Source organism: Candidatus Brocadia sinica JPN1 (genome assembly GCF_000949635.1).
Taxonomy (GTDB): domain Bacteria; phylum Planctomycetota; class Brocadiia; order Brocadiales; family Brocadiaceae; genus Brocadia; species Brocadia sinica.
On the sequence record NZ_BAFN01000001.1, the window covers coordinates 1,279,462 to 1,300,241 of the forward strand.

Sequence of the window (20,780 nt, forward strand, 5' to 3'; positions counted from 1 at the left end):
ATTATAAAAGACTATGAGAATTTAGAAAAGCGAAATAATAACAACATTGACTTGAATCGTTTGAAATTACAGGTAAAATAAGCAATGATAAAAGAATGTAAAAACTTCTAAAAAACACATGACAACCCTTTGGGATACTCCTATGAAATTTACAAAAATGCACGGTATTGGCAATGACTATGTTTATATAAACTGCTTTGAAGAGGAAGTTAAAGACCCGGCAAAATTAGCCCCAATCATAAGCGACAGACATTTTGGCGTGGGGTCTGACGGGCTTATCCTCATTTTGCCATCGAAGGTGGCGGACTGCAGGATGCGTATCTTTAATGCCGATGGCAGCGAGGCGCAGATGTGCGGTAACGGTATTCGATGCGTTGCGAAGTATGTGTATGACCACAAAATCACCCAGAAGAATCCACTCACCGTAGAGACCCTTGCAGGTACTAAGACGATTCAAGTTTTCACGGAAAATGGGAAGGTATCTAAGGCAAGGGTCAATATGGGAAAACCCAGGCTCATGCGGTCTGAAATTCCTATGCTCGGCAAAGAAACCCAGGTGATCGATGAAATCCTGGCAATTGACAAAGAAGTATCGTTTCGGATTACGTGTGTCTCGATGGGAAACCCCCATTGCGTTATCTTTGTTGATAATCTTAATAAGATCGATATACAAAAATACGGTCCGGAAATTGAGAGACATCGGGTATTTCCAGAACGGACAAATGTCCACTTTGTCCACGTCCATAACCCCAAAGAGGTCACCATGAAGACGTGGGAACGCGGTTCAGGAATAACGATGGCCTGCGGGACAGGTGCTTCGGCGGTTTGTGTTGCTGGTGTCCTCAATAAAAAGATCGAGCGCAAAATCCTTGCCCATCTCCCGGGCGGCGACTTAGAACTGGAATGGGCAGGAGATGACAATGTCTACATGACAGGCCCGGCAACGGAGGTGTTTACCGGGGAATGGACAATAAGTAAATAAAGGCATTGCTTTTCTCAGGTCAAATTTACTATGAATACACTTGAACTTCTTATTTGGTGAGCCAAGATTTATTAAAGCTATGGATCCCAATAAAACCGATAAAAAATCCTTTAAAATCGAAGACGAAGAAATAAAACTTAGCAATAGGCTAGAGCAAAAGAGGATTGCTAAAGAATGCGCCGAATGGATCAAACAAAAGGTCAATATAAAATCAATAAACAACACAAACCTACTTCATGGTAAGTTATATCACATTGATAATAACGGCGTAGAAGAGGCTATTATGGGGAGTTCAAACTTTACCGTAAAAGGACTTGGGTTAGCTTCAAATAATAACATAGAATTAAACCTTGAAGTAGACAGCAAACGGGATAGAAATGACCTGAAAGACTGGTTTTATGAAATCTGGAATAATGGCGAAATCGTAGAAGACGTGAAAGATGAGGTGCTGGCATACTTAGAACAGCTTTATACAAACCACTGTCCTGAATTTATCTATTACAAGACGCTTTACCATATATTTGAAAAACTCCTTGAAGATCAGTCCAGAGAGGGATTGTTTACTGAAAAAACCCAATTAACTGAGACAGAAATCTGGAAGACATTATTTGGGTTTCAGAAAGACGGTGTTAAGGGCGCAATTAACAAAATACTCGTACACTATGGGTGTATCATTGCAGATAGCGTCGGTCTGGGTAAAACCTATGAGGCATTGGCTATTATCAAATATTTCGAATTGCTCAATTACAGGGTTTTAGTGCTCTGTCCTAAAAAATTACGGGAAAACTGGACTGTTTACCAGGCACATATCAACAGTGAACTGAATCCCTTTATAAACGATAGATTTAATTACACCGTGTTATGCCATACGGATTTGAGCAGGGATAGAGGCAGATCAGGAGATATTGACCTTGCTACCATAAACTGGGGCAATTATGACCTTGTGGTAATTGACGAATCTCACAATTTCCGCAATAACACGAAGGGAAAAAGAGACGAAGATAACAATATCATCCGTAAAAGCCGTTACGAACGGTTAATGAGCGATATTATCAAAAAAGGGATACAAACAAAGGTTTTGTTAATCTCTGCAACGCCCGTCAATATAAATCTGCGCGACTTAAGAAACCAAATTTACTTTATAACGGAAGATAAAGACGACACATTTAAACAATCCATGGGCATCCATAGCCTGAAAGAGACCATTGCGGTAGCACAGCGTGAGTTCACACACTGGGCTGACCACAGGAAAAACCCAGAAAGAAACGTAAAAGATCTGTTGGAAAGGCTTCCCTCATCATTTTTCAAACTGCTGGATGAACTGACCATTGCCCGTTCCCGCAAACATATCCAAACTTACTACAAAGAGGAAATGAACAAGATTGGGTCGTTTCCGGAGAGAGGAAAGCCTATTTCAATCTTTCCTCAGATAGACACAAAAGGCTGGTTTATGTCCTATGACAAGCTCAATGACGAGATATCCAATTACCAGCTTTCCCTGTTCAACCCTTCAAAATATGTAAAAGCGGAGTATAAGGATTTCTACGAAGAAAAGGCTGGAACGAAAAAGACCACTCAACTTTCGCTATTTCCTTTTACGCAGTCTGAACGCAAGCATTACTTAATTGGTATGATAAAGGTAAATTTCATGAAGAGACTCGAGAGTTCTATAAAGTCATTTGAGATAACGATGGATAGAACTATCAAAAAAATTGAATATTTGGAGGATAGAATCAGAAGATTCAAGCAGTTTCAAAGCGAAAATCCAGAACTAGACTTTGACGACTTAACTATTGACGAAATTGAAGATGAAGAATTAAAGGAGGCAATGGAAGTTGGTAAGAAGCTGATTTATAAACTGGCGCATTTAAAATTAGACGAATGGCTTACCGATTTACAAAAAGACAAGTCACAGTTAAGCATTTTACATTCAACCGCCCAGGGTATAACCATCGAAAGAGATGTCAAGCTCAAAGAGTTAAAAAAGCTTATTGAAAATAAAGTTAAAAACCCCACCCTGACCAGAGATAGAAACCCTAACAAAAAAATCATTGTATTTACCACCTTTGCCGATACGGCAGAATATCTCTACGATGCCTTAAAAGATTGGATTTCCGGTGAGTTAAAGGTGCATATAGCTTTAGTAACAGGCGGTACCAGTAATTGCAGAACAACCTTTATGCCCAAGGGTTACAAAGGACAATCTGAGTTTAACCATATACTAACAAATTTCTCGCCGGTTTCCAAAAAACGCAACAAAATTGCTTCGATGCCGCAAGATGCTGAAATTGATATTTTAATCGCCACTGATTGTATTTCAGAAGGACAGAATTTGCAGGATTGTGATTACCTTATCAACTATGATATACACTGGAACCCTGTAAAAATAATTCAACGCTTTGGAAGGATTGACCGCATTGGCTCTATCAACGAAGCAGTCCAATTGGTCAATTTCTGGCCTACTGACGATTTAAACAAGTATATCAACCTCAAGAATCGTGTGGAAGCACGCATGGCGCTGGTGGACATTGCAGCTACCACTGAGGATAATATCCTGAACACAGAGGCAATCAAGGAATTGATCAAAGATGACTTAAAATACAGGGACAAGCAATTGCTAAGATTGAGGGACGAAGTGCTCGACCTCGAAGACCTGGGTAAGAGCGTTACCCTGAACGAATTTACTTTAGATGATTTCAGAATTGAGTTGAGTAAATACATAGAGGCAAATAGACAGGTATTAGAGGATGCCCCACTGGGGCTCTATGCTGTTGTGCCTTCGCCGTCCGGTGACAATACCCATCTGGCAGATTATTCCAAATTAGATAAAATAGCAAAAGACCTTATCAGTAGGGGGGTAATTTCTTGCTTAAGGCAAAAGGGTGATAGCTCTGGTTGTGAGAAGGTAAACCCCTTACAACCATACTTCCTGGTCTATGTGAGAGACGACGGCGTTGTACGGTATACATTCACCCGGCCAAAACAAATACTCGACATGTATCACCTGCTCTGCACCGGGAAAACAGTGCCTTACGAGACTTTGTGCCGTTTATTTGACGAGCAGACTGACAATGGCAATAATATGAAGGCATACAGCAACCTGCTTGGAAAGGCTGTGGATGCTATTGTAAGCACATACAGGAAAAGAGTAATGCACCATTTATTATCAGGAAGAAACGCCATATTACCTGATCAGCAATCACAGGTGTCAGAGACAACGGATTTTGAATTGATTACGTGGCTGGTGATAAAATAAATGCCCTTTATGGGGGATCAAAATTTCGCAGACCAGAATATTCTATGTAGTTATTGAAAAAAACACAATGGTTCTCCTCCATGCCTATAAAAAGCAGAGCCAAAAGGCGCCGCAGCATGAAATTGAAACTGCGCTTTGTCGCATGAAAGATATACTTGAAAATTAAATATTAGGAGGTTATTTCTATGAAAACCCATACTCACAGAAAAGATATTTATTGCCTTGAAGATGCCATTAACAAGCAGGAAAAAGACCACGAATTTAAGATCCTGCTGGACAGAGCCAGATTGAGGGTTGCAATTGCAAGACAAATTAAAATCGCCAGAGAAGAAGCGGGACTCTCACAATCAGAACTCGCAGATGCCCTCGGCATAAGTCAGCCCATGATAGGCCGTCTTGAGGGGTTAAAAGACAATCGCCTGCCCAGTATTGAATTACTGGCAAAGATTGCCTCTATAACAAAAAAGAAGCTGGTAGTAAATCAGCCAGGATTTCATCTGGAATTGGCATGTATGTAGGGGAGGCTATAAAATATGAAATTTAATGTAGTGGGTTTTGGGGTGGCACGGACAAACTCTGTTTGTCCGTGCATGACTCGAACCTGAGAAAGTTGAAGGCAAATGTATGAACTTTATAGGAACATGGTATATCTACGAAATGGAAATGTGGGATGAGGACTATTTTAATATGGAAATGATGAATGTGACCCGGTCAGTGGCAGTGGCTGGGCTAGAGTTAAGGGGAAAGACGTGCTGGAGGGTGAAATCAGATTTCACAATGGAGATAGTTCCACGTTTTTAGCACGAAGGGCAAAGAAATAAATTTGCACCCTATGGAAAAATATTGTTTAGACATGGTAGAATCCGGCCCGATTGAACGTTAAATATGTCAAAAGAACATAAAGAAAGAATCCAACAACAAATAACTACCTTTGCCACAGGCAGCCTGGCTGAAAATGCCATTGCCTTATTCAAAGAACTTGGCTATAGCAGCAATAAAAGAATAGCCATTGGCAAAGATGAATTTGGGGGTTTATTTGCAAAACACCCAGCGGCAAATATGCAAAAGGCATTCTTCGACAACTGGCTATCCGTTGACTATCTATTCCAATTAACCGAAGAAGAAATCACCCGTCAGAAATCACTCTTCTCAGTAAATCAATATAACCCAAATGAATATCAATCATACTCCTTCGTGGCAATTGAATTGAAAAACAAACACTACGACAGAGGAAGACTTTCTCAAATTACTCGTGAGGTAAATAAGCTTTTCCCCATGCCGGTAATGATCCTGTTCAAGCACGGCAACACACTAACCCTTTCAGTAATTAATAGACGCTTACACAAACGGGATAAATCAAAAGATGTCCTGGAAAAGGTCACCTTGATTAAAGATATCCGCATATCCACCGCTGGCGGGGGTGTCCGCAGGACGGGGGTGGAAAATGAACCTGTCACCCACCAAGCACACATCGAAATCCTCTTCGACCTTTCATTTGATGGACTAAAGAACAAACACGGCTTCACCAATTTCGTAGAATTGCACAATACCTGGCAGAAGACATTAGACACTTCCGAACTCAACAAACGCTTCTTCAGGGAACTTGCCAACTGGTATTTCTGGGCAATGGGCAATGTGGAGTTCCCCGGTGATTTGGAAAAGAAAAAAGATATCCGCAATGCTACTAACCTCATACGCTTAATTACAAGACTGATATTCATCTGGTTTATAAAAGAGAAGGAACTTCTTCCGGACTTACTGTTCAACAAAAACTACCTGAACACCATCCTGAACGACTTCAATAAAAACAATACCTCAAATGTATATTATCACGCTATTTTGCAAAACCTTTTCTTCGGCACACTTAATCAAAAAATGGGTGAACGCGGCTTTGCCAGAGAAGGCTCTTTTTCAGAAAACAAAAACGAATATGGCGTAAAAAATCTGTTCCGCTATGCCGACAAGTTCTCGATAAAAGAAAAGGAGGTTATCGAGCTGTTCAAAGACATCCCCTTCTTAAATGGCGGACTTTTCGATTGTCTCGACAAGCCGAATGATGAAGGGAAAGTTGTATATGTAGATGGATTTTCAAGAAACCCTAAAAAGCAGGCAAAGGTGCCCGACTTCCTGTTCTTCAGCGATGAACAGGAAGTTGATTTAAATGAAATATTTGGTACCGGAAACAAGAAGTAGACGGCAAAAGGGCTTATCAATCTGTTGGACAGCTACAAATTCACCGTTGCTGAAAACACGCCCATTGAAGAAGAAATAGCAAGCCTTTGGTTAACCATATTGAAAAAATCTTCGCGCTTATCCGGGGCGCCGCCCTGGATTTTAAAACGGCTGTAGAGCTGATCGAGGAGCTTTTGATTGACGGCGATTTCTTCTTTGTACTGCTCTGCGTTCTGTTTATAGATGGCTTCTTTGATTTTGGCGGCGACCAGTAGAGACGCAAGATTTTGCGTCTCTACGTTCTGGATGCCGAGACCTTCGACGGCGGCATGGGTGAATTGTTTTACCGTATCATCTGACCAATTGTTTTGTTTTGCTATATCCTGAATTTCAGAGGCATCAGCCTGAGAGAGCTTGTTGGTGTCAACGAGCTCCTTCAGGGGAGACATGAGGATTTGTTGTATCTGTAGGAAAGTCCAGGGTCAGGCCTTCATATTTCAATTACAGGATGCAGAAGAGCTTTGTCCTCATGTAAATGGGGATATGTCAGACCAAAAAAAATGAGTAGCACGAAGAACTGAGAAATTGTTGTATAGAAAAATAATTAATTGTTGAATATTGGTAACAATGCAGGTCTCAAAACCACCCTATCAAGACCCTCCAATTAACGCTGCACATTGGCTTGCAATAGACTTTAAACCAATAAAAACCTTTAAAACTCCAGTCTCATTAAGGCAAATCAAGGCAGAACCAACTTTGCAAAGCATTGGACTCATCAAACAACCAAGATTATCAGTAATAAGATTATCAAAGAATGAATTTGAAAAGATCATAAATTTAGCAAATTTTAAATCATAGAATCTGAGTTTACGATGACTGAGGAAGAGTATGATACATTTGAAGTAAGATAAAGACTAGTAATGTTAGATGCTTGTTGACAAAATACTTGGTTTTATTATACATTTACAATATAAACTTTCGTGACAGCCGTCATATAAGAATGACGTAAAGGAATATTTTTATTATTATACCCTGTGTAGATTTCATAAATTATGAGATAACGTTATTTTATGACTGACCCAAGCAAAAGTTCCTTTTTATCAGGCGCTCTTCCAAGTTATAAGAATCCGCCTGTTAACGAAGTTGTTTGTGGGATGCGATTTCAAGTTCCCGACAAGCTCCGTATACCCCATATCGGTTTTCTTTGGGATAAACTTCGCGCTGATTATCCGATTATCCAACATGCACAACCGATAACATCAGTTAAAGGTGGAATTTGGTTAGATGAGGCAACAGGCCTGCCTTTACCAAGAGTCTGGTTTATAAACAAATCGGATGATCAATTGGTACAATTTCAGCTCGATCGGTTTTATTTTAATTGGCGACGCAGACAAAACAATTACCCGCGATATGACTACGTCATCAGGAATTTTGAGAGTGTATTAAATACTATCGTAAATTTTTTTGGAGAATTTGAATTAGGTGAGCTTAAACCAATCGAATATGAACTTAGCTATATCAACCATATTCCAAAGGGGCAAGGATGGAATACGATTAATGACCTTCCAGGAATATTTCTGGATTTTGTTTGGAAACAAACAAAGGCGCGTTTTTTAACGAATCCTGAGAAAGTTGCCTGGCAGACAGAATTTCCCCTGCCGGAAAAGAAAGGGCATCTGATCGTTAATTTAAAACAATCTATACGAACTGAAGACAAAGTTCCTTTGTTTGTCTCGAATTAAAGACGAGGGCAATTGGTGAATCAGCGAGTAAAGAAGCTGTTCGTGAATGGTTTGACTTAGCACATGAATGGATAGTCCGAGGTTTTACGGATCTAACAACCCCTGAAATTCAAAAAATTTGGGAGCGAGAAGATAATGTCTGAGCTGATTTTATATGAGGAGACAGTCCAAGAAGCTACCATAGCATATGGGAACAAATCTCTTACAGACTATTCTTCAGTCGCTGAGTCAGATGATGAAGTGTGGAATCGAGGAAATCGCTTTCCCCAAAAACATCGAAAAGTGCCTAGGAACACATATTTTTTGACAGCTGCAAGCCAAGAGGGTCGCACGGCTCCTATAAGACCTTGGCCTGAAGACCCCTTCACTCAAGTGGATTTACTTGATAGCGAAGAAGAGCAGGTAAAAGAATTAATTTTCCGGATTAGAACATCGAAATCTATCTCCTTTCGACAAACTTTGGCAAATAGACTTCTTACATTGTTTTATGATGCAAAGGAGGAAGATTCTGCCAGTCTTGGGATATCGGCTGGATCGCTTCGCAATTTTTATAAATTCCTTCTCTTGCACAGCAATCTAAAATACCCAACCATTTCTCTAACGCCTGACTATAATATCTATGCTTCATGGAGGGGTGAGCAGAAGCGAATTTTCAGCGTACATTTTTTGCCAACAAATGGAGATGCTCGCTTTGTTATTTTCATACCGAATGTTAGGCATCCGGAACGACAAATTAGGATTTCCGGAGCAGTAACAACTGATATTCTTATAGATACTGTGGCACTTTATCATGTATGTGATTGGATTTCACAATGAAAGGTGATAAGATACCTGACAAAAACCACATTGCCCGGTATTGCAAACCTACGCAAGTCTCAGATGGACAAATTCAGGCTACCGCTTTCATGTTGAGAACAGATGAAGAAAGTTTATCGGTAAATTGGTTAGAATTTCTCAACTGCTCAAGCAGAGGGAGCGAAATTATTGAGATTAGAAAAATTTATTCCAAAAAAGTGAGAGTAGGAGGATTACACGCAAAGATAGCTGTCCTAAATGTTGGTGAAGTTCGTAAGAAAGTCCTAGAAGAAAGCCCCGATAGACGAAAACTTGAAGTCCTCCATGATCCCGCACCAGAAATGAATGACCCATCACACAGTGGAATATATAACTTGAAACAAGATGATGAACTGATAGCCGAGCTGATTCTTGAGACAGTCCGTGAGGTATATTCCGCCCGTGCGTAAACAGGGACAGGAACATACTTTCATATTTCATTTCGGATGCAGAAGAACTATGTCATACCAAAATAATGAAAGTAATAGTTCGCCGCAAAGAACGCAAAGAAAATAATGCAAAGCATAAAGAATCTTTAAAATCTTGTTTATCTCAGACTCGCACGCCCTGCAATCTTTGTGATCCCTGCGGTGTGCTGAACGGAACAAATGCAACGATTTTGTTACAGAATAGGATTATCAGTCTTTCAGAAGCACTTGTCAATTATACGACCTTTCGGTGATAAAAATTAGCATCGTGGAAGAGAAAATTATGGAGGTGGTTTTAAATGAAATTGCTTGATTTGGTTCCCGAAAAGGAACTTAAAGAAGTCGTACTCAGCGAGTATGAACGGTGGCTTGTTTTATCCAAATTTACCGACAAACGGTTTAAGAAAAGTACGGAATAAATTTTATGGAATTTGAAATTTTCTGATGAAGACATACGTAATTTGCAGTTTCATTTTGTTGGTTGTTCTCTCATCCGGTTGTGCAACCTATAAGACCCCGGCCCCGCAAAGGCCAATTTGGGAAGATACCTCAGCTATTTTGAGGAATATCCAGGGGGAGATCCAAAATCTTTCACTGCAACAGATACGAGACACTCTAACTTCCAATACTTCTAAACTTACCACCTTTCGCGCAAACGTAGACTTAACTCTTACCACGCCGGACGTCAAAGGACCCATCCGCTGTACCGGATTGATATTATACCAGAGCCCCAGGAGTTTCCGGGCACTGGGCTCTAAGTTTGCAACAACACTCTTTGATATGTCTTCTGATGGTAACAGGTTCTGGTTACATATTCCCTTGGAAAACACGGTTTACACGGGTCCGTCCAATGCCTTTCACCGGATTGAGGCGCTTGGTATCAACATCTTTCCCGGTGATATGGCGAGCCTGTTCAATTACCGGGAAATTTTGGAAGGGAAAAAACCTACGTTAGAGACCTGGCCTGCCTATTGGCTGGTTCATATGTTAGAAGTGAATAAAGAGGATGTAAATCTGAAAGGAAACCTGTTGATTGACAGGGTCAATGCAGAGGTTTTCCGGTGTGAATTGTTTAATTCAGACGGTTCAGTACGGTTACAAGCGGTATTTACCGATTATACAACTCTCAATGGGTGCAGGATACCTCAAAGAATTGATGTTCGCTGGCCTGCCTATAATACTACCTTAAGTGTAATGTTTTCTCAGATTACTGTGAATGGACTGCTCGATCCAAAACTGTTTACCCTTTCACTACCTAAGGAGGCACAGGTAATTACCCTGAACTAGCAAGACCTTCGCAATTCTTTAAAGCTTCTAACGGGGCAGACAGGCGCCAAAAATGACAAAACCCACATCATCGCCTGATGCCGTTACTACAGCCCTGCCCGTCTCCTCTGAAATTGCCGCCGTCCAGCCCACACCATCCCGGACATGCTCGATACCATCGTCCGCCCCCTGCAGGATCAACTTTCCATCAATATGTTCCAGGCGCTTGATTACGCCATCACGCCTGCCTGGAATCGGAGGGAACGGGCTAATCGTCATTTTCTTGCAATCAATGATGAGAAACTGTGGCATCTCCATCTCCTCTGCCGTTACGATATTGGATTGACCGTTTGGTGCGCATTCAAGAACCGTTTTTACAGAAAAGAGCAGTGGTTTAGACCCATCAAAATCACCTGCACGGGAAACATGTGAAACAAGGCATGCAAATAAAAAAGTTACCATCGCGAATTTTATCACTTTCATAGTTTTCTCCATTCTCTATTTAACTGTATATCCTTTGGCCTCAAGACATGCGCTGTATGCGCGGTTATACTCGCTGATCCTTTGATTCGTTTGGGATACCTGCTGTCTTTGTACCTGCTCTGCCTGCTTTCTCTGACTCCGGCTCCTCAAGCCACCAAAGGCGCCACCAGAAGCTGCGCCAATCGCAGCACCCTTGCCTGCATCTCCCGCAATAGCGCCAATACCAGCTCCTACCAGTGCGCCTTTAGCCGCTCCTTTTACTGCCCCACCACCAGTACTACCCTGGCTCGCAGGTGTTTGCTGGGTGGATACGACCATAGGATCAAATCCCGTCTGTTGTTTTGCCCAGGAATAACACTCAAATTTATCCTTTTCCATCTGCTCCTGGCTCTGGCCTTTTGCAGGGTAGATAATCAGGTTCTGGGCAGGCACCGACCCCATGGTACAAGTTGTTACGAATAGCATGCCCCATGCATAAATCATTCTCTTCATAGCTTTTCTCCGCTAAAAAACCTTTTAAGAAGACATTCATCGACACCCATCAGGATTCACCTATTTTAACTTCATAATCTCTGATGCGATTTCGTGGCTCAATTTTTCAAATGTCCGGCTCATGGCTGCTACCATCATACCATAACTATTTTCGCTTACTTTTTCTGTAAATTCTGAGGTACGTGTTATAAATTCTTTTTTTCCATGATCGCCTAATATTGTCCAAAGCGCCTTCATGGTAACAGCATCACCAGGTATGACGTCTAAACGGATTATTTCAACATGGATCCAGTAATTGACAGAATCATCAGGAATCCACAGATGGGCAAAAACACGATCCGTCGAAAGCAGGAGAGAGAGGTTTTCGGCGAGAACCAAAGATATATTTTGTTTCAGAGAGCCTGCCCACCGGTTAAATTCGTCAACCTTCAGTTCGCTGCGGCTGCTCCGGGTTACCATTTGCGACCTGTCCAAATAGTCAGGGATTTCAATGGAACCTATTCCTATGGTAACATGCCGCATCGAATCTGAACCCTTCTGTTGTGCCTCCTGCTTTTCTATGGAATTCAGGATATAAAAGTTTGATGGTGGAGTGCTCGCGCACCCAAAAATAACCGCAAGCGCGCCTATCAGGATGAAACGAGCAAAATATGAAACGGCATACTTTTTCATTGAGAAACGCCTCCAAATAAAACCAGTATTGTCAGAAATATAACCACAGAGGGCACAGAGAAATATTCTGTTCCACGGTAATCCGTATTACAAATTTATAAAACCCTGACATTATCTTCGAGGCTTTCCTTTGATAATGGAATCGGGGTGCTGCTGGAGATACTCTGTTAAGGACTTCATAGAACGGCCTGCCTCGGAAAAAGTAGTAAGGGTTTTTTCTGTTTGCTTTAAAGTAGCTTGCATATTCTCAAGGGTGTTCTGGGTAATCTCGGACGTCATTGTGACATTCGTTATAAGTGGATCCATCTTTTTATCGATGTGCTGGATGAGTTTTCTTACCGAATTCAGGGTAAGATTTAGTTTCGTAACAATTTCCTTAATAGGAAGATCATGGATTGTCTTTTTTAATTCCTCGAAGGGAGTGGAAACTGTTGGAATTTCGGGATATTCTTTTATGAAACTAACATATCTGGCAGGCTTATCAGGGAAAAAATCAAGCGCGATCATGAGCTGACCGGTAACCATACTCTGCATCTGAAGTTGTGCTCTTAGTCCCCTTTCTATAAACAGTTTTAAATTTTTCTCCGGATGCCGTTCAGCAATGTCAGTCCTTTCGATTTTTTCCGGTTCAAGTTCAATGATCACCGGTATCCGAAGAGAGTCGTTAGCAGCGTCGTAAATCAAACGGATTTCTTTCACAGCACCTACCTTCACCCCTTTGAAAATAACCGGTGCGCCTTCATTGAGGCCCTTAATAGAACCCTCAAAGAACACCACTGTATGAAACGTCTTTTTCAGGAATTTGCCAGAGCCAAAAATAAGCACCGCTATAACCAGCAAGGCTATAGCCCCTATTACAAAGGCGCCAATAAGTGTTTTATTTGCCGGTTTACTCATTTTTCCCCCCTTGTTAAAAAACTCATTACTGTCGGATCCTTTGATTCTGCAAGCAGTCTTTTCGGGTCGCCTGATGCGATGATCGTCTTTGTATCGGGGTCGAGAAAGACCGAGTTGTTCCCGATTGCGAAGATACTTTGCAGTTCGTGGGTAACAACTACTACGGTAGCGCCAAGGCTATCACGTAGTTCAATGATAAGATCATCAAGAAGTCGGGCGCTCACCGGGTCGAGACCTGCAGAAGGTTCATCAAAAAAGAGGATATCCGGATCCAGCGCCATTGCCCGTGCAAGTCCTGCCCTCTTTCGCATTCCCCCACTTATTTCCGAGGGATAAAATTCTTCAAATCCTGCGAGTCCTACCAACGCAAGTTTTAACGATGCCAGCTCACGGATCTGGCTTTTGCTGAGGTTTGTATATTGTTCAAGCGGGAGTGCAACATTTTCAGCCAATGTCATGGAACTCCATAATGCACTGCTCTGGTAGAGGACGCCAATCTTCCTCATAATGCGGTCTTTTTGCTGAGGATCCCCTTCCCAGAAATTTTCGCCGTCATAAAATACCTGTCCGCGCAAAGGCTCCAGGAGTCCTATGAGCACCTTCATAAGCGTGCTCTTCCCGCAGCCGCTCCCGCCCATAATGATAAAAATATCACCCTTGCTCACCGTGAAGTTCATATCACGCATCAGCACAAAACTGCCGTATCCCATATCGAGGTCGCGCACCACGATCTTTGCTTCGGGTAATTTACTTTCTCCTTTTTTGTTCATGTTCAAATACCAAGCACTTCACAAACAAGGGTAATGATTGCCGTTGAGACGATGATACTCACAATGCCCGTCACCACCGCTGATGTTGTGGCAGACCCGACCGCAGACGCGCTTCTTCCGCACTGCATTCCTTTCAGACACCCGGCGAGTGCGATAAGCACGCCAAATACCGCACTGTGAAACAGTCCTACCCAGAGATGGGTCAGGGCAACTGCCGCTTTTGTCTGATTGTAGTATTCCATAAAATTCAGATCGAGCATGAACACGCCCACAATCATCCCGCCTATGATACCCATGAGGTCTGCATACAGGCACAGGAGCGGCATCATAAGGGCAAGGGCAAGCATGCGGGGTAATACCAGGAATTCCATCGGTGATATACCCAGTGTTTTGAGCGCATCAACTTCTTCATTCACCTGCATTGTTCCAATCTGAGCGGCAAACGAAGCGCCTGTCCGGCCTGCCATGATGATGCCGGTCATAATCGCCCCCATAACCCTGACCATGGCTATTCCCACAATATCTGCAACGTAAATCTGCGCACCAAACAGCTTCAATTGTAAGGCGCCTACAAATGCAAAAATCAAACCTACCAGGGCACTGATCAATGTAACAATGGGGAGCGCCTGTGCTCCACTCTCCTGGATGACATTCATAAGGTCCGTGCGGCGGAAATTCGCCTTGCCACAGAATAGCTTTCCGAAGGCAAGCGCTGCCTCGCCAATGAACGCAAACATTTCCTTTGATGTCCGTACGAACTCAAATGTTGTATCAGCCACCCTTACGAGAAAAGATTTTTTCTCTACCTTCCTGGTTATTCCTTTCCGCTGACGTTTTAGAGATGCAAGATCGAGAAGCGTCCTCACTCCCTGGGGAATGCCTTCCATCTGGATATGAATGCTGTGTTTAGCGCAGGTATCAAAGACCTTTCGTAAGAATATGAGCAGACTGCTATCCCAACTGGTAAGGTTTTTTGTGTCAAAATTGACCGTCCGGACTGTTGTCGTCGATTGTATCTCATTTTCAAGTAACTCAATGGACGGTAGCGATGTTTCCAAAAGCCAGCTTCCACCAATATGGACCATAAGGGTATCCTGTGATGGATGACTAAAACGCATCTCCGAATTGTTCTGCTGTTGTGTAATCATGAAGAACCTCGAATTTATCCAATATTTTAGACAAACTGTTCTATACTCGTGGATTTGTTTTTCTTTTAAGTCCCCTTCCAATTTCTTTATAATGATTACGGAAAAGTCATTTCTCTCATGATTAAGCACACTTACAGAAATTCATTTGCCATAAACGCATATGCAAATCCAATGCTTATACCCGTTATATTGATTTAATCAAGCACGGAAAATGCCAATAAAGGAAGAAATCAACTGGAGAGTATTATTGAAAAAGATAGCGGAACGGCGCGTCTTATATGCAAATCGGGATTTACCGAACCGATTCAGGGAACAGATTACAGCGGACAAGCACGGCCATGAGCCGTACCCTTGAGATGCTCGGTCAGGATAGTGCCAGGACCATTACCTCTCTTTTGGACACAAAAACATCAGAGTAAAAGCCGCAGGGGAAACATATTTTTGCTGCTATAAAAATACTTCCTTGCCATTTATTCACCTATAATCTTTTGAAAATCAGCGTCTCCCCTTAACTGTGCAAAATCAGGATTATTCTTTGCTATATTCTTATATCGCGGATTTAATCCAATGGCTTTCTTTAAAGAATCCAGCCCCCCGGACTTATCCGATAACAGGGCTTGTGCGCAGGCCTTGTTAAACCACGCCGCATCAAATTTAGATTCTATTTGTAAAGCCGCATCATAAGACTCGATTGCTTCTTTATGATTTCCCATTGCATCTAACAGAAGACCCTTATTATTGAAGGCCACAAAGAAATCCGGTTTATTCTGAATGGCCTTATTATACGCGTCAAGCGCTTCTTGTCTTTTTCCCATTTCCTCGAACACATACCCTTTATAATTCCATGCCTCGTGTACATTGCCATTCAGGGTCGTCGCCTTGTCAAGTGCATTCAATGCCTCCGGATATTTTTTTAATTGCAGAAGGGAAAGTCCTTTGTTTATCCATACAACAAAGTCGTCAGACTTGATTTTTAATGCCCTGTCAAATATCTTTATGGCCTCTTCGTAATTCTGAAGTTGTACGAGCGCAAGACCTTTATTGCTGAGGGCTTCGCTTTTAATCTTTGCCTGACGTGGTATACTTGCAGCTTCCTCATCGGTAACTATCTGGGTCACCTTGTCAAAAGATTTCATCGCCTCCATAAACCTTCCTAACCGCAATAAGGCATTTCCTTTGTTATTCCATACCTGCGGGTAATCGGGCCTCAGCTTTATCGTACTGTCAAAAACGTTGATTGCTTCTTCATATTTTCCCAGTTTAAATAACTCACACCCTTTATTTGCCATAGTTTCATATGAATCAGGCTGGATCTGGAGCGCCTTTTCATAGGCGGTAACAGCCTCCGCATGTTTCCCAAGCCGGGATAAGGCCAATCCCTTATTGGTCCAGGCACCGTAAGAATCGGGTTGTATTTCAATTGTCTTCTCGTATGCAACAAGGGCTTCCTCGTACCGGCCCAAAGCATCCAGGGCAAGCCCCTTCCCGTTCCAGGCTGCGTACGAATCGGGTTTTAGTTCAATGGCCTTATTGAATGCTTTAACCGCCTCCTCATGTTTTCCCAGATCAGCAAGGGTAAATCCCTTATCAGCCCATGAAGCATGTTCAGAAGGTTTTATTTCAATTGCCCTGTCATAGGCATCAACGGCCTCTGTATACCTGCGAAGTCTGACAAAACAATTCCCTTTATTAATCCACGCTTCATAATATTTCGGATTAATCGCAATAGCCTTATCGTATGCCTCTAATGCCTCACTTCTCCTTTCAGGCATCCTTGCCAGAGTCAGTCCTTTATTATTCCACGCCTCATACGCATCAGGTTTTACCTGGATAATGCGGTCATAGGTCTTCGCAGCAGCATCGATATCCCCAAGATGGTCCAGCACATTCCCCTTATTGTATAAGACCTCAAGAGAATCCGGTTTGATCTCCAATGCCTTATCAAATGCCGTAATCGCTTCATCGTATTTCCCCGCATGATCCAGAGCCCTCCCCTTCATATACCACGCTTCATAATAGTCCGGCTTGTACTGAATTGCCTTTTCAAACGACTCAACGGACTCAGCATATGTACCCAGGTAATCAAGCACAACTGCCTTATTGTACCAGGCCTCAAAGGCATCGGGTTTTAACTGAATAGCGTTCTCATAGGCGCCGAGCGCTTCCTGATACATCTGTTTCCGAACAAGGACGTTTCCTTCATGAATGGCCTTTTCATAACTTTCCGCTGCGATTACTATTTCTTTCAAGCCAACGAACACAACAAGAACAATAATCAGTATAAACATCCCTCTTTTCACCATGACTACCTCCTTCCGCTTTCGGCGAAATATGGCGAACAAACTGCACGGCATCACATACCACCTGACCCACTGTTCGATTCTTTCATCGTTATGATATCACCGTCGTCTAAAATGTAAGGAGAAAGGATTCCCCGTCTCTCTGCCAATTTCCCCGTATAGAGTATGGTTTCACCATCCTGAAATTTCAACACCTTATCTTTTTTTGCCATACCGATCTTTAGCTCCACATCCCCGCTTTCCTTTTGCATTATCCCTATCCGCCAACCTGCCGCAACATTTACATTTTTATACATAATCTGTCCCATCCAGCTGACATATTTCCCCTTATATTTTTCCCATGCCGTATCCTTTTGTGCATCCGACAAATTACTCCCCTTGCCAAAAATCTTGTCCAGATCCTCAAAAGACTCTATGAGAAATATTTTTTTTGGCCCCTGAGAAACAGGCACTGTGTCTGGATTTTCCGTCAATTCATTCGGGGTTGCCTGCGCCGGAATGGTATTCCTGATTTCAAGCACGTCGCCGTCTTCCAGTTTATACGGGAATATTCTCGTCACCCGTGAATCGAGCTTTCCTGTGTAGGTCACGGTGTTTCCATATTTCACGTGAGAAAAATGCTCCTTATGGGCAGAATTTAACTTTATTTCAACACTGGTGTCGCCATGGGTCACACTCATCATCCATCCCGTTACCAGTCCCCATCCAATATAAGTTACTTTTCCATTCCACTTGACCCTTTTCCCCGTGCATCGACTCCACAAATTCTCTTTTTGCTCATCTGATAGCTCACTCGCCACTCCAAAAATATTATTAAACTCTTCAAAACCCATGTTAATATACCCATCAGGCGTCTCTGCTATGACAACACCAAAATTCGACGCTATAACATTGTTTCCAGCGCCCGGTGCCTTTGGAATGATCTCTGATGATTTACCTTCAACCTTTTCACCTTTTTTTCCTGCTGCCGGCACACCCTCTTTTACCCCGGCGGTTACTCCCTCATGAAACAGACGGTCAAATTCCCTTTGATACTTCACCAGCACTCTCGTTTCATCGGTAAAAATGGTGTTATAACGATTGAATCTGCCTGCGTCTTCATTCCAGTAGTACGTCCCGGTTGCCAGCAGTTTAGAATCAAAAATGGCAAAATTGTTATGCATTCGCCCTTTTTGAATCAACGCCTTAATTGCAAAATTCTTGTTTTTGGAAAGGCTTGACAACGGTCCTTTCGTCAAAGCGCTTTTTTTATCGACCACAATCCTGACATGAACTCCCCGTTCCTGCGCCTTGATAAGGGCGCTCACTATATCATTTGAGGTAATGTCCAAAACCGCAATATCAATGGATTCTTCACACCCTTCGATCGCATGTAAAATTTGTCCCTTAATCTCCTGTGACGTAAAATACGCATCTGACGAAAAGGCCTCATTATGCATAAAAAATAATGAAACCATGATTCCCATTATGAAAAATACAGACATCTTCTTCCGGCCCATAATTCCCCTCTTCACGATGTTTCTTGGAACAAATATAGATTTGATTTTTGTTTATTTTATCAATGCCAAAGAGAGAATGCAAGCATTATAGAAGTGTTATACAACTTTTGATTTGACAAAAAGTTATATCTGGAATAAAATTCGGGGAGGCCGTTAAGGATCTAAACTTTTTTGAAGGAGGTTCATCATGATTGACAAAGGAGAAAAATTATTTCTTCGTCTTCTTTTCGTTTTTAGCTTTTGTGCCGGAATCGGCATGAGTTTGCCCCGCGAAACAACGCTCTATGCAGCGAATAAACAGACAAATGAATCCGATAAAGACGCATTAGCTACGGCCCAGCATTTCGAGCACGTGTTTGAACAGTTAGTTGAGCAAGTTAAACCTGCCGTTGTATCTATTACGTCGGTAAAGGTTTTTAAGCATACCCAGCAAAAAAAGAAGATGCCGGAAGACCGATTTCATCGTCCATCACCAGGCCCCAGTCCTGATGAAGAATCTGACCCATTCCGGGACTTCAGAGATTTCTTTGGAGACGAATTTTTTGACCGGTTTTTTAGACCCCGGTACCCCGAAGGTGAATATAAAATACAAGGGCTTGGTTCAGGTGTAATTGTAGACAGTGAAAAAGGTTATATTATAACGAATAATCACGTGGTGGAAGATGCGGATGAACTCAAGATTACCCTGGGAGACAAACGGGAATTTGATGGAAAAGTCGTTGGCACAGATCCTCAGACGGATATTGCAATAGTAAAAATAGACGGAAAAAATTTACCTTCCGCAAAATTGGGAGACTCTGATACTATTCGGGTTGGACAATGGGCAATTGCCATAGGGAGTCCCTTTGGTTTAACACAAACAGTTTCTGTTGGTATTATTAGCGCCACGGGAAGGGCCAATGTAGGCGTTGCAGCATATGAGGATATGATTCAAACCGATGCAGCCATTAACCCCGGCAACAGTGGCGGCCCCCTCGTTAACATCAAAGGGGAAATTATAGGCATCAATACCGCAATATTTACCCGGAGCGGCGGTTATCAGGGCATCGGATTCGCCATCCCCATAAACATGGTAAAAATTATCATGAAAGACCTTGTTGAAAAAGGCAAGGTCACGCGTGGCTGGCTCGGGGTTGTTATTCAGGATATCGATCCGGCTTTAGCAAAGTCATTTAACGTCACGGTTACAGAAGGCGTCCTGGTAAGCGACATTCAGGAAAATTCCCCGGCAAAAGAAGCAGGCTTTGAACGTGGTGATATTGTGATTGAATATGAAGGAAAACCCATCAGAGATGTGAATCATCTTCGTAATACCGTTGCACAAACGGAAGTTGGCAAAAAAGTAAAGGTCAAAGTCCTGAGAGACGGTAAAGAAAAAGAATTAACCGTTAAGCTCGGCGAACAGCCATCGGAACTTTTCGCAGCCGCACCTGGCGCGGTGCCCACCGGGAAAGACCTCGGAATGACCGTGCAAAATCTCACAAAAGAACTCGCAAAGAATCTGGGTATCGAGGAAGATAGCGGGGTAATTGTCTCTGAAGTCCAGCCTGGAAGCCCTGCTGCCATGTCAGATATACGGGAAGGCGATCTCATTAAAGAGGTAAACAGAAAGAAGGTCGCTAATGTGACAGAATTCAAAAAGGCATTGAGCGAGGGAGATAAGGAAAAGGGTGTCCTTCTCCTTGTAAAACGGGGTGAGTTTTCCCGATATGTTATTATCAGGACAAAAGAAAAATAGTTTTTACGGTTCGATCCGTAACGAAAATTATCAATTATCTCACAGGGGGCGATCACAAGGATCGCCCCTTTTTTATTCCGGTCATACTTTGGATTTTGCGG

Annotated in this window: 22 protein-coding genes; 13 read left to right on the forward strand and 9 right to left on the reverse strand. The window is 42.4% G+C overall.

The genetic code is table 11. The annotated features are described in order from the left end of the window. The first annotated feature begins 142 nt into the window (after positions 1-142). From dapF to BROSI_RS05795, 6 genes are all read left to right on the forward strand, one after another. A complete protein-coding gene (dapF, locus tag BROSI_RS05780) occupies positions 143-982 on the forward strand; it encodes a diaminopimelate epimerase (protein WP_052565673.1) in 840 nt (279 codons plus the stop codon). A 79-nt stretch (positions 983-1,061) separates the two neighbouring features. Further along, a complete protein-coding gene (locus tag BROSI_RS05785; RefSeq protein ID WP_200891700.1) occupies positions 1,062-4,238 on the forward strand; it encodes a helicase-related protein in 3,177 nt (1,058 codons plus the stop codon). 22 nt (positions 4,239-4,260) lie between these two features. Further along, complete coding sequence (locus BROSI_RS21265) at positions 4,261-4,404, forward strand: type II toxin-antitoxin system RelE/ParE family toxin (protein WP_420886068.1); 144 nt, start codon at positions 4,261-4,263, stop codon at positions 4,402-4,404. A gap of 19 nt (positions 4,405-4,423) precedes the next feature. Beyond that, positions 4,424-4,756 carry a helix-turn-helix domain-containing protein gene (locus BROSI_RS05790; RefSeq protein ID WP_052562809.1) on the forward strand — a complete coding sequence of 111 codons (333 nt, stop codon included), beginning with the start codon at positions 4,424-4,426 and terminating at the stop codon, positions 4,754-4,756. Positions 4,757-4,862: 106 nt separating this feature from the next. Next, a complete protein-coding gene (locus BROSI_RS18975) occupies positions 4,863-5,039 on the forward strand; it encodes a hypothetical protein (RefSeq protein ID WP_200891701.1) in 177 nt (58 codons plus the stop codon). 84 nt (positions 5,040-5,123) lie between these two features. After that, complete coding sequence (locus BROSI_RS05795) at positions 5,124-6,431, forward strand: hypothetical protein (RefSeq protein ID WP_052562810.1); 1,308 nt, start codon at positions 5,124-5,126, stop codon at positions 6,429-6,431. A 32-nt stretch (positions 6,432-6,463) separates the two neighbouring features. On the opposite strand, the gene BROSI_RS05800 is transcribed toward BROSI_RS05795, so the two are convergent. Next, positions 6,464-6,859 (reverse strand): hypothetical protein, encoded by a 396-nt coding sequence (locus tag BROSI_RS05800; protein ID WP_052562811.1) that lies wholly within the window; start codon positions 6,857-6,859, stop codon positions 6,464-6,466. A 178-nt stretch (positions 6,860-7,037) separates the two neighbouring features. Here BROSI_RS05800 and BROSI_RS05805 point away from each other — a divergent pair, with 178 nt between their 5' ends. From BROSI_RS05805 to BROSI_RS05830, 5 genes are all read left to right on the forward strand, one after another. After that, positions 7,038-7,268, forward strand: coding sequence for an EVE domain-containing protein (locus BROSI_RS05805; RefSeq protein WP_052562812.1), 231 nt, complete (start codon positions 7,038-7,040; stop codon positions 7,266-7,268). Between the two features lie 212 nt (positions 7,269-7,480). Next, positions 7,481-8,152 carry a TIGR04255 family protein gene (locus BROSI_RS05810; RefSeq protein WP_052562813.1) on the forward strand — a complete coding sequence of 224 codons (672 nt, stop codon included), beginning with the start codon at positions 7,481-7,483 and terminating at the stop codon, positions 8,150-8,152. 135 nt (positions 8,153-8,287) lie between these two features. Beyond that, the gene (locus BROSI_RS05815) at positions 8,288-8,968 is read left to right on the forward strand and encodes a hypothetical protein (protein WP_052562814.1); all 681 of its coding nucleotides are present in this window, start codon (positions 8,288-8,290) and stop codon (positions 8,966-8,968) included. Further along, positions 8,965-9,396, forward strand: coding sequence for a hypothetical protein (locus BROSI_RS05820; protein ID WP_052562815.1), 432 nt, complete (start codon positions 8,965-8,967; stop codon positions 9,394-9,396). Before BROSI_RS05815 ends, BROSI_RS05820 begins: the two co-directional genes overlap by 4 nt. Positions 9,397-9,858: 462 nt before the next feature. Continuing rightward, the gene (locus BROSI_RS05830) at positions 9,859-10,701 is read left to right on the forward strand and encodes a LolA family protein (RefSeq protein WP_052562817.1); all 843 of its coding nucleotides are present in this window, start codon (positions 9,859-9,861) and stop codon (positions 10,699-10,701) included. Between the two features lie 27 nt (positions 10,702-10,728). Here the strand turns inward: BROSI_RS05830 and BROSI_RS05835 are convergent, their stop codons facing one another. The 6 genes from BROSI_RS05835 to BROSI_RS05860 form a co-directional block, all read right to left on the reverse strand. Beyond that, entirely contained in the window at positions 10,729-11,163 is a 435-nt protein-coding gene (locus tag BROSI_RS05835; RefSeq protein ID WP_052562818.1) for a hypothetical protein, read from the reverse strand. Positions 11,164-11,178: 15 nt separating this feature from the next. After that, the gene (locus tag BROSI_RS05840; protein WP_200891702.1) at positions 11,179-11,655 is read right to left on the reverse strand and encodes a YMGG-like glycine zipper-containing protein; all 477 of its coding nucleotides are present in this window, start codon (positions 11,653-11,655) and stop codon (positions 11,179-11,181) included. 60 nt (positions 11,656-11,715) lie between these two features. After that, the gene (locus BROSI_RS05845; protein ID WP_052562819.1) at positions 11,716-12,327 is read right to left on the reverse strand and encodes a PqiC family protein; all 612 of its coding nucleotides are present in this window, start codon (positions 12,325-12,327) and stop codon (positions 11,716-11,718) included. Between the two features lie 111 nt (positions 12,328-12,438). Beyond that, the gene (locus BROSI_RS05850) at positions 12,439-13,224 is read right to left on the reverse strand and encodes an MlaD family protein (protein WP_052562820.1); all 786 of its coding nucleotides are present in this window, start codon (positions 13,222-13,224) and stop codon (positions 12,439-12,441) included. Next, the gene (locus tag BROSI_RS05855; protein WP_052562821.1) at positions 13,221-13,994 is read right to left on the reverse strand and encodes an ABC transporter ATP-binding protein; all 774 of its coding nucleotides are present in this window, start codon (positions 13,992-13,994) and stop codon (positions 13,221-13,223) included. Before BROSI_RS05855 ends, BROSI_RS05850 begins: the two co-directional genes overlap by 4 nt. Before the next feature lie 2 nt (positions 13,995-13,996). Continuing rightward, positions 13,997-15,142: an ABC transporter permease gene (locus BROSI_RS05860; RefSeq protein ID WP_082059346.1), complete on the reverse strand. Its 1,146-nt coding sequence runs from the start codon at positions 15,140-15,142 to the stop codon at positions 13,997-13,999. Between the two features lie 278 nt (positions 15,143-15,420). Between BROSI_RS05860 and BROSI_RS19765 the strand changes: the two genes are divergently transcribed. Further along, a complete protein-coding gene (locus BROSI_RS19765) occupies positions 15,421-15,561 on the forward strand; it encodes a hypothetical protein (protein ID WP_157842404.1) in 141 nt (46 codons plus the stop codon). A gap of 51 nt (positions 15,562-15,612) precedes the next feature. Here BROSI_RS19765 and BROSI_RS05865 read toward each other — a convergent pair whose 3' ends face one another. After that, the gene (locus BROSI_RS05865) at positions 15,613-17,445 is read right to left on the reverse strand and encodes a tetratricopeptide repeat protein (RefSeq protein ID WP_052562822.1); all 1,833 of its coding nucleotides are present in this window, start codon (positions 17,443-17,445) and stop codon (positions 15,613-15,615) included. A 50-nt stretch (positions 17,446-17,495) separates the two neighbouring features. After that, the gene (locus BROSI_RS05870) at positions 17,496-18,941 is read right to left on the reverse strand and encodes a phospholipase D-like domain-containing protein (protein ID WP_052562823.1); all 1,446 of its coding nucleotides are present in this window, start codon (positions 18,939-18,941) and stop codon (positions 17,496-17,498) included. Positions 18,942-19,128: 187 nt separating this feature from the next. On the opposite strand from BROSI_RS05870, the gene BROSI_RS05875 reads away from it, so the two are divergent. Then, positions 19,129-20,679 carry a DegQ family serine endoprotease gene (locus BROSI_RS05875; RefSeq protein ID WP_052562824.1) on the forward strand — a complete coding sequence of 517 codons (1,551 nt, stop codon included), beginning with the start codon at positions 19,129-19,131 and terminating at the stop codon, positions 20,677-20,679. Positions 20,680-20,780 lie beyond the last annotated feature (101 nt).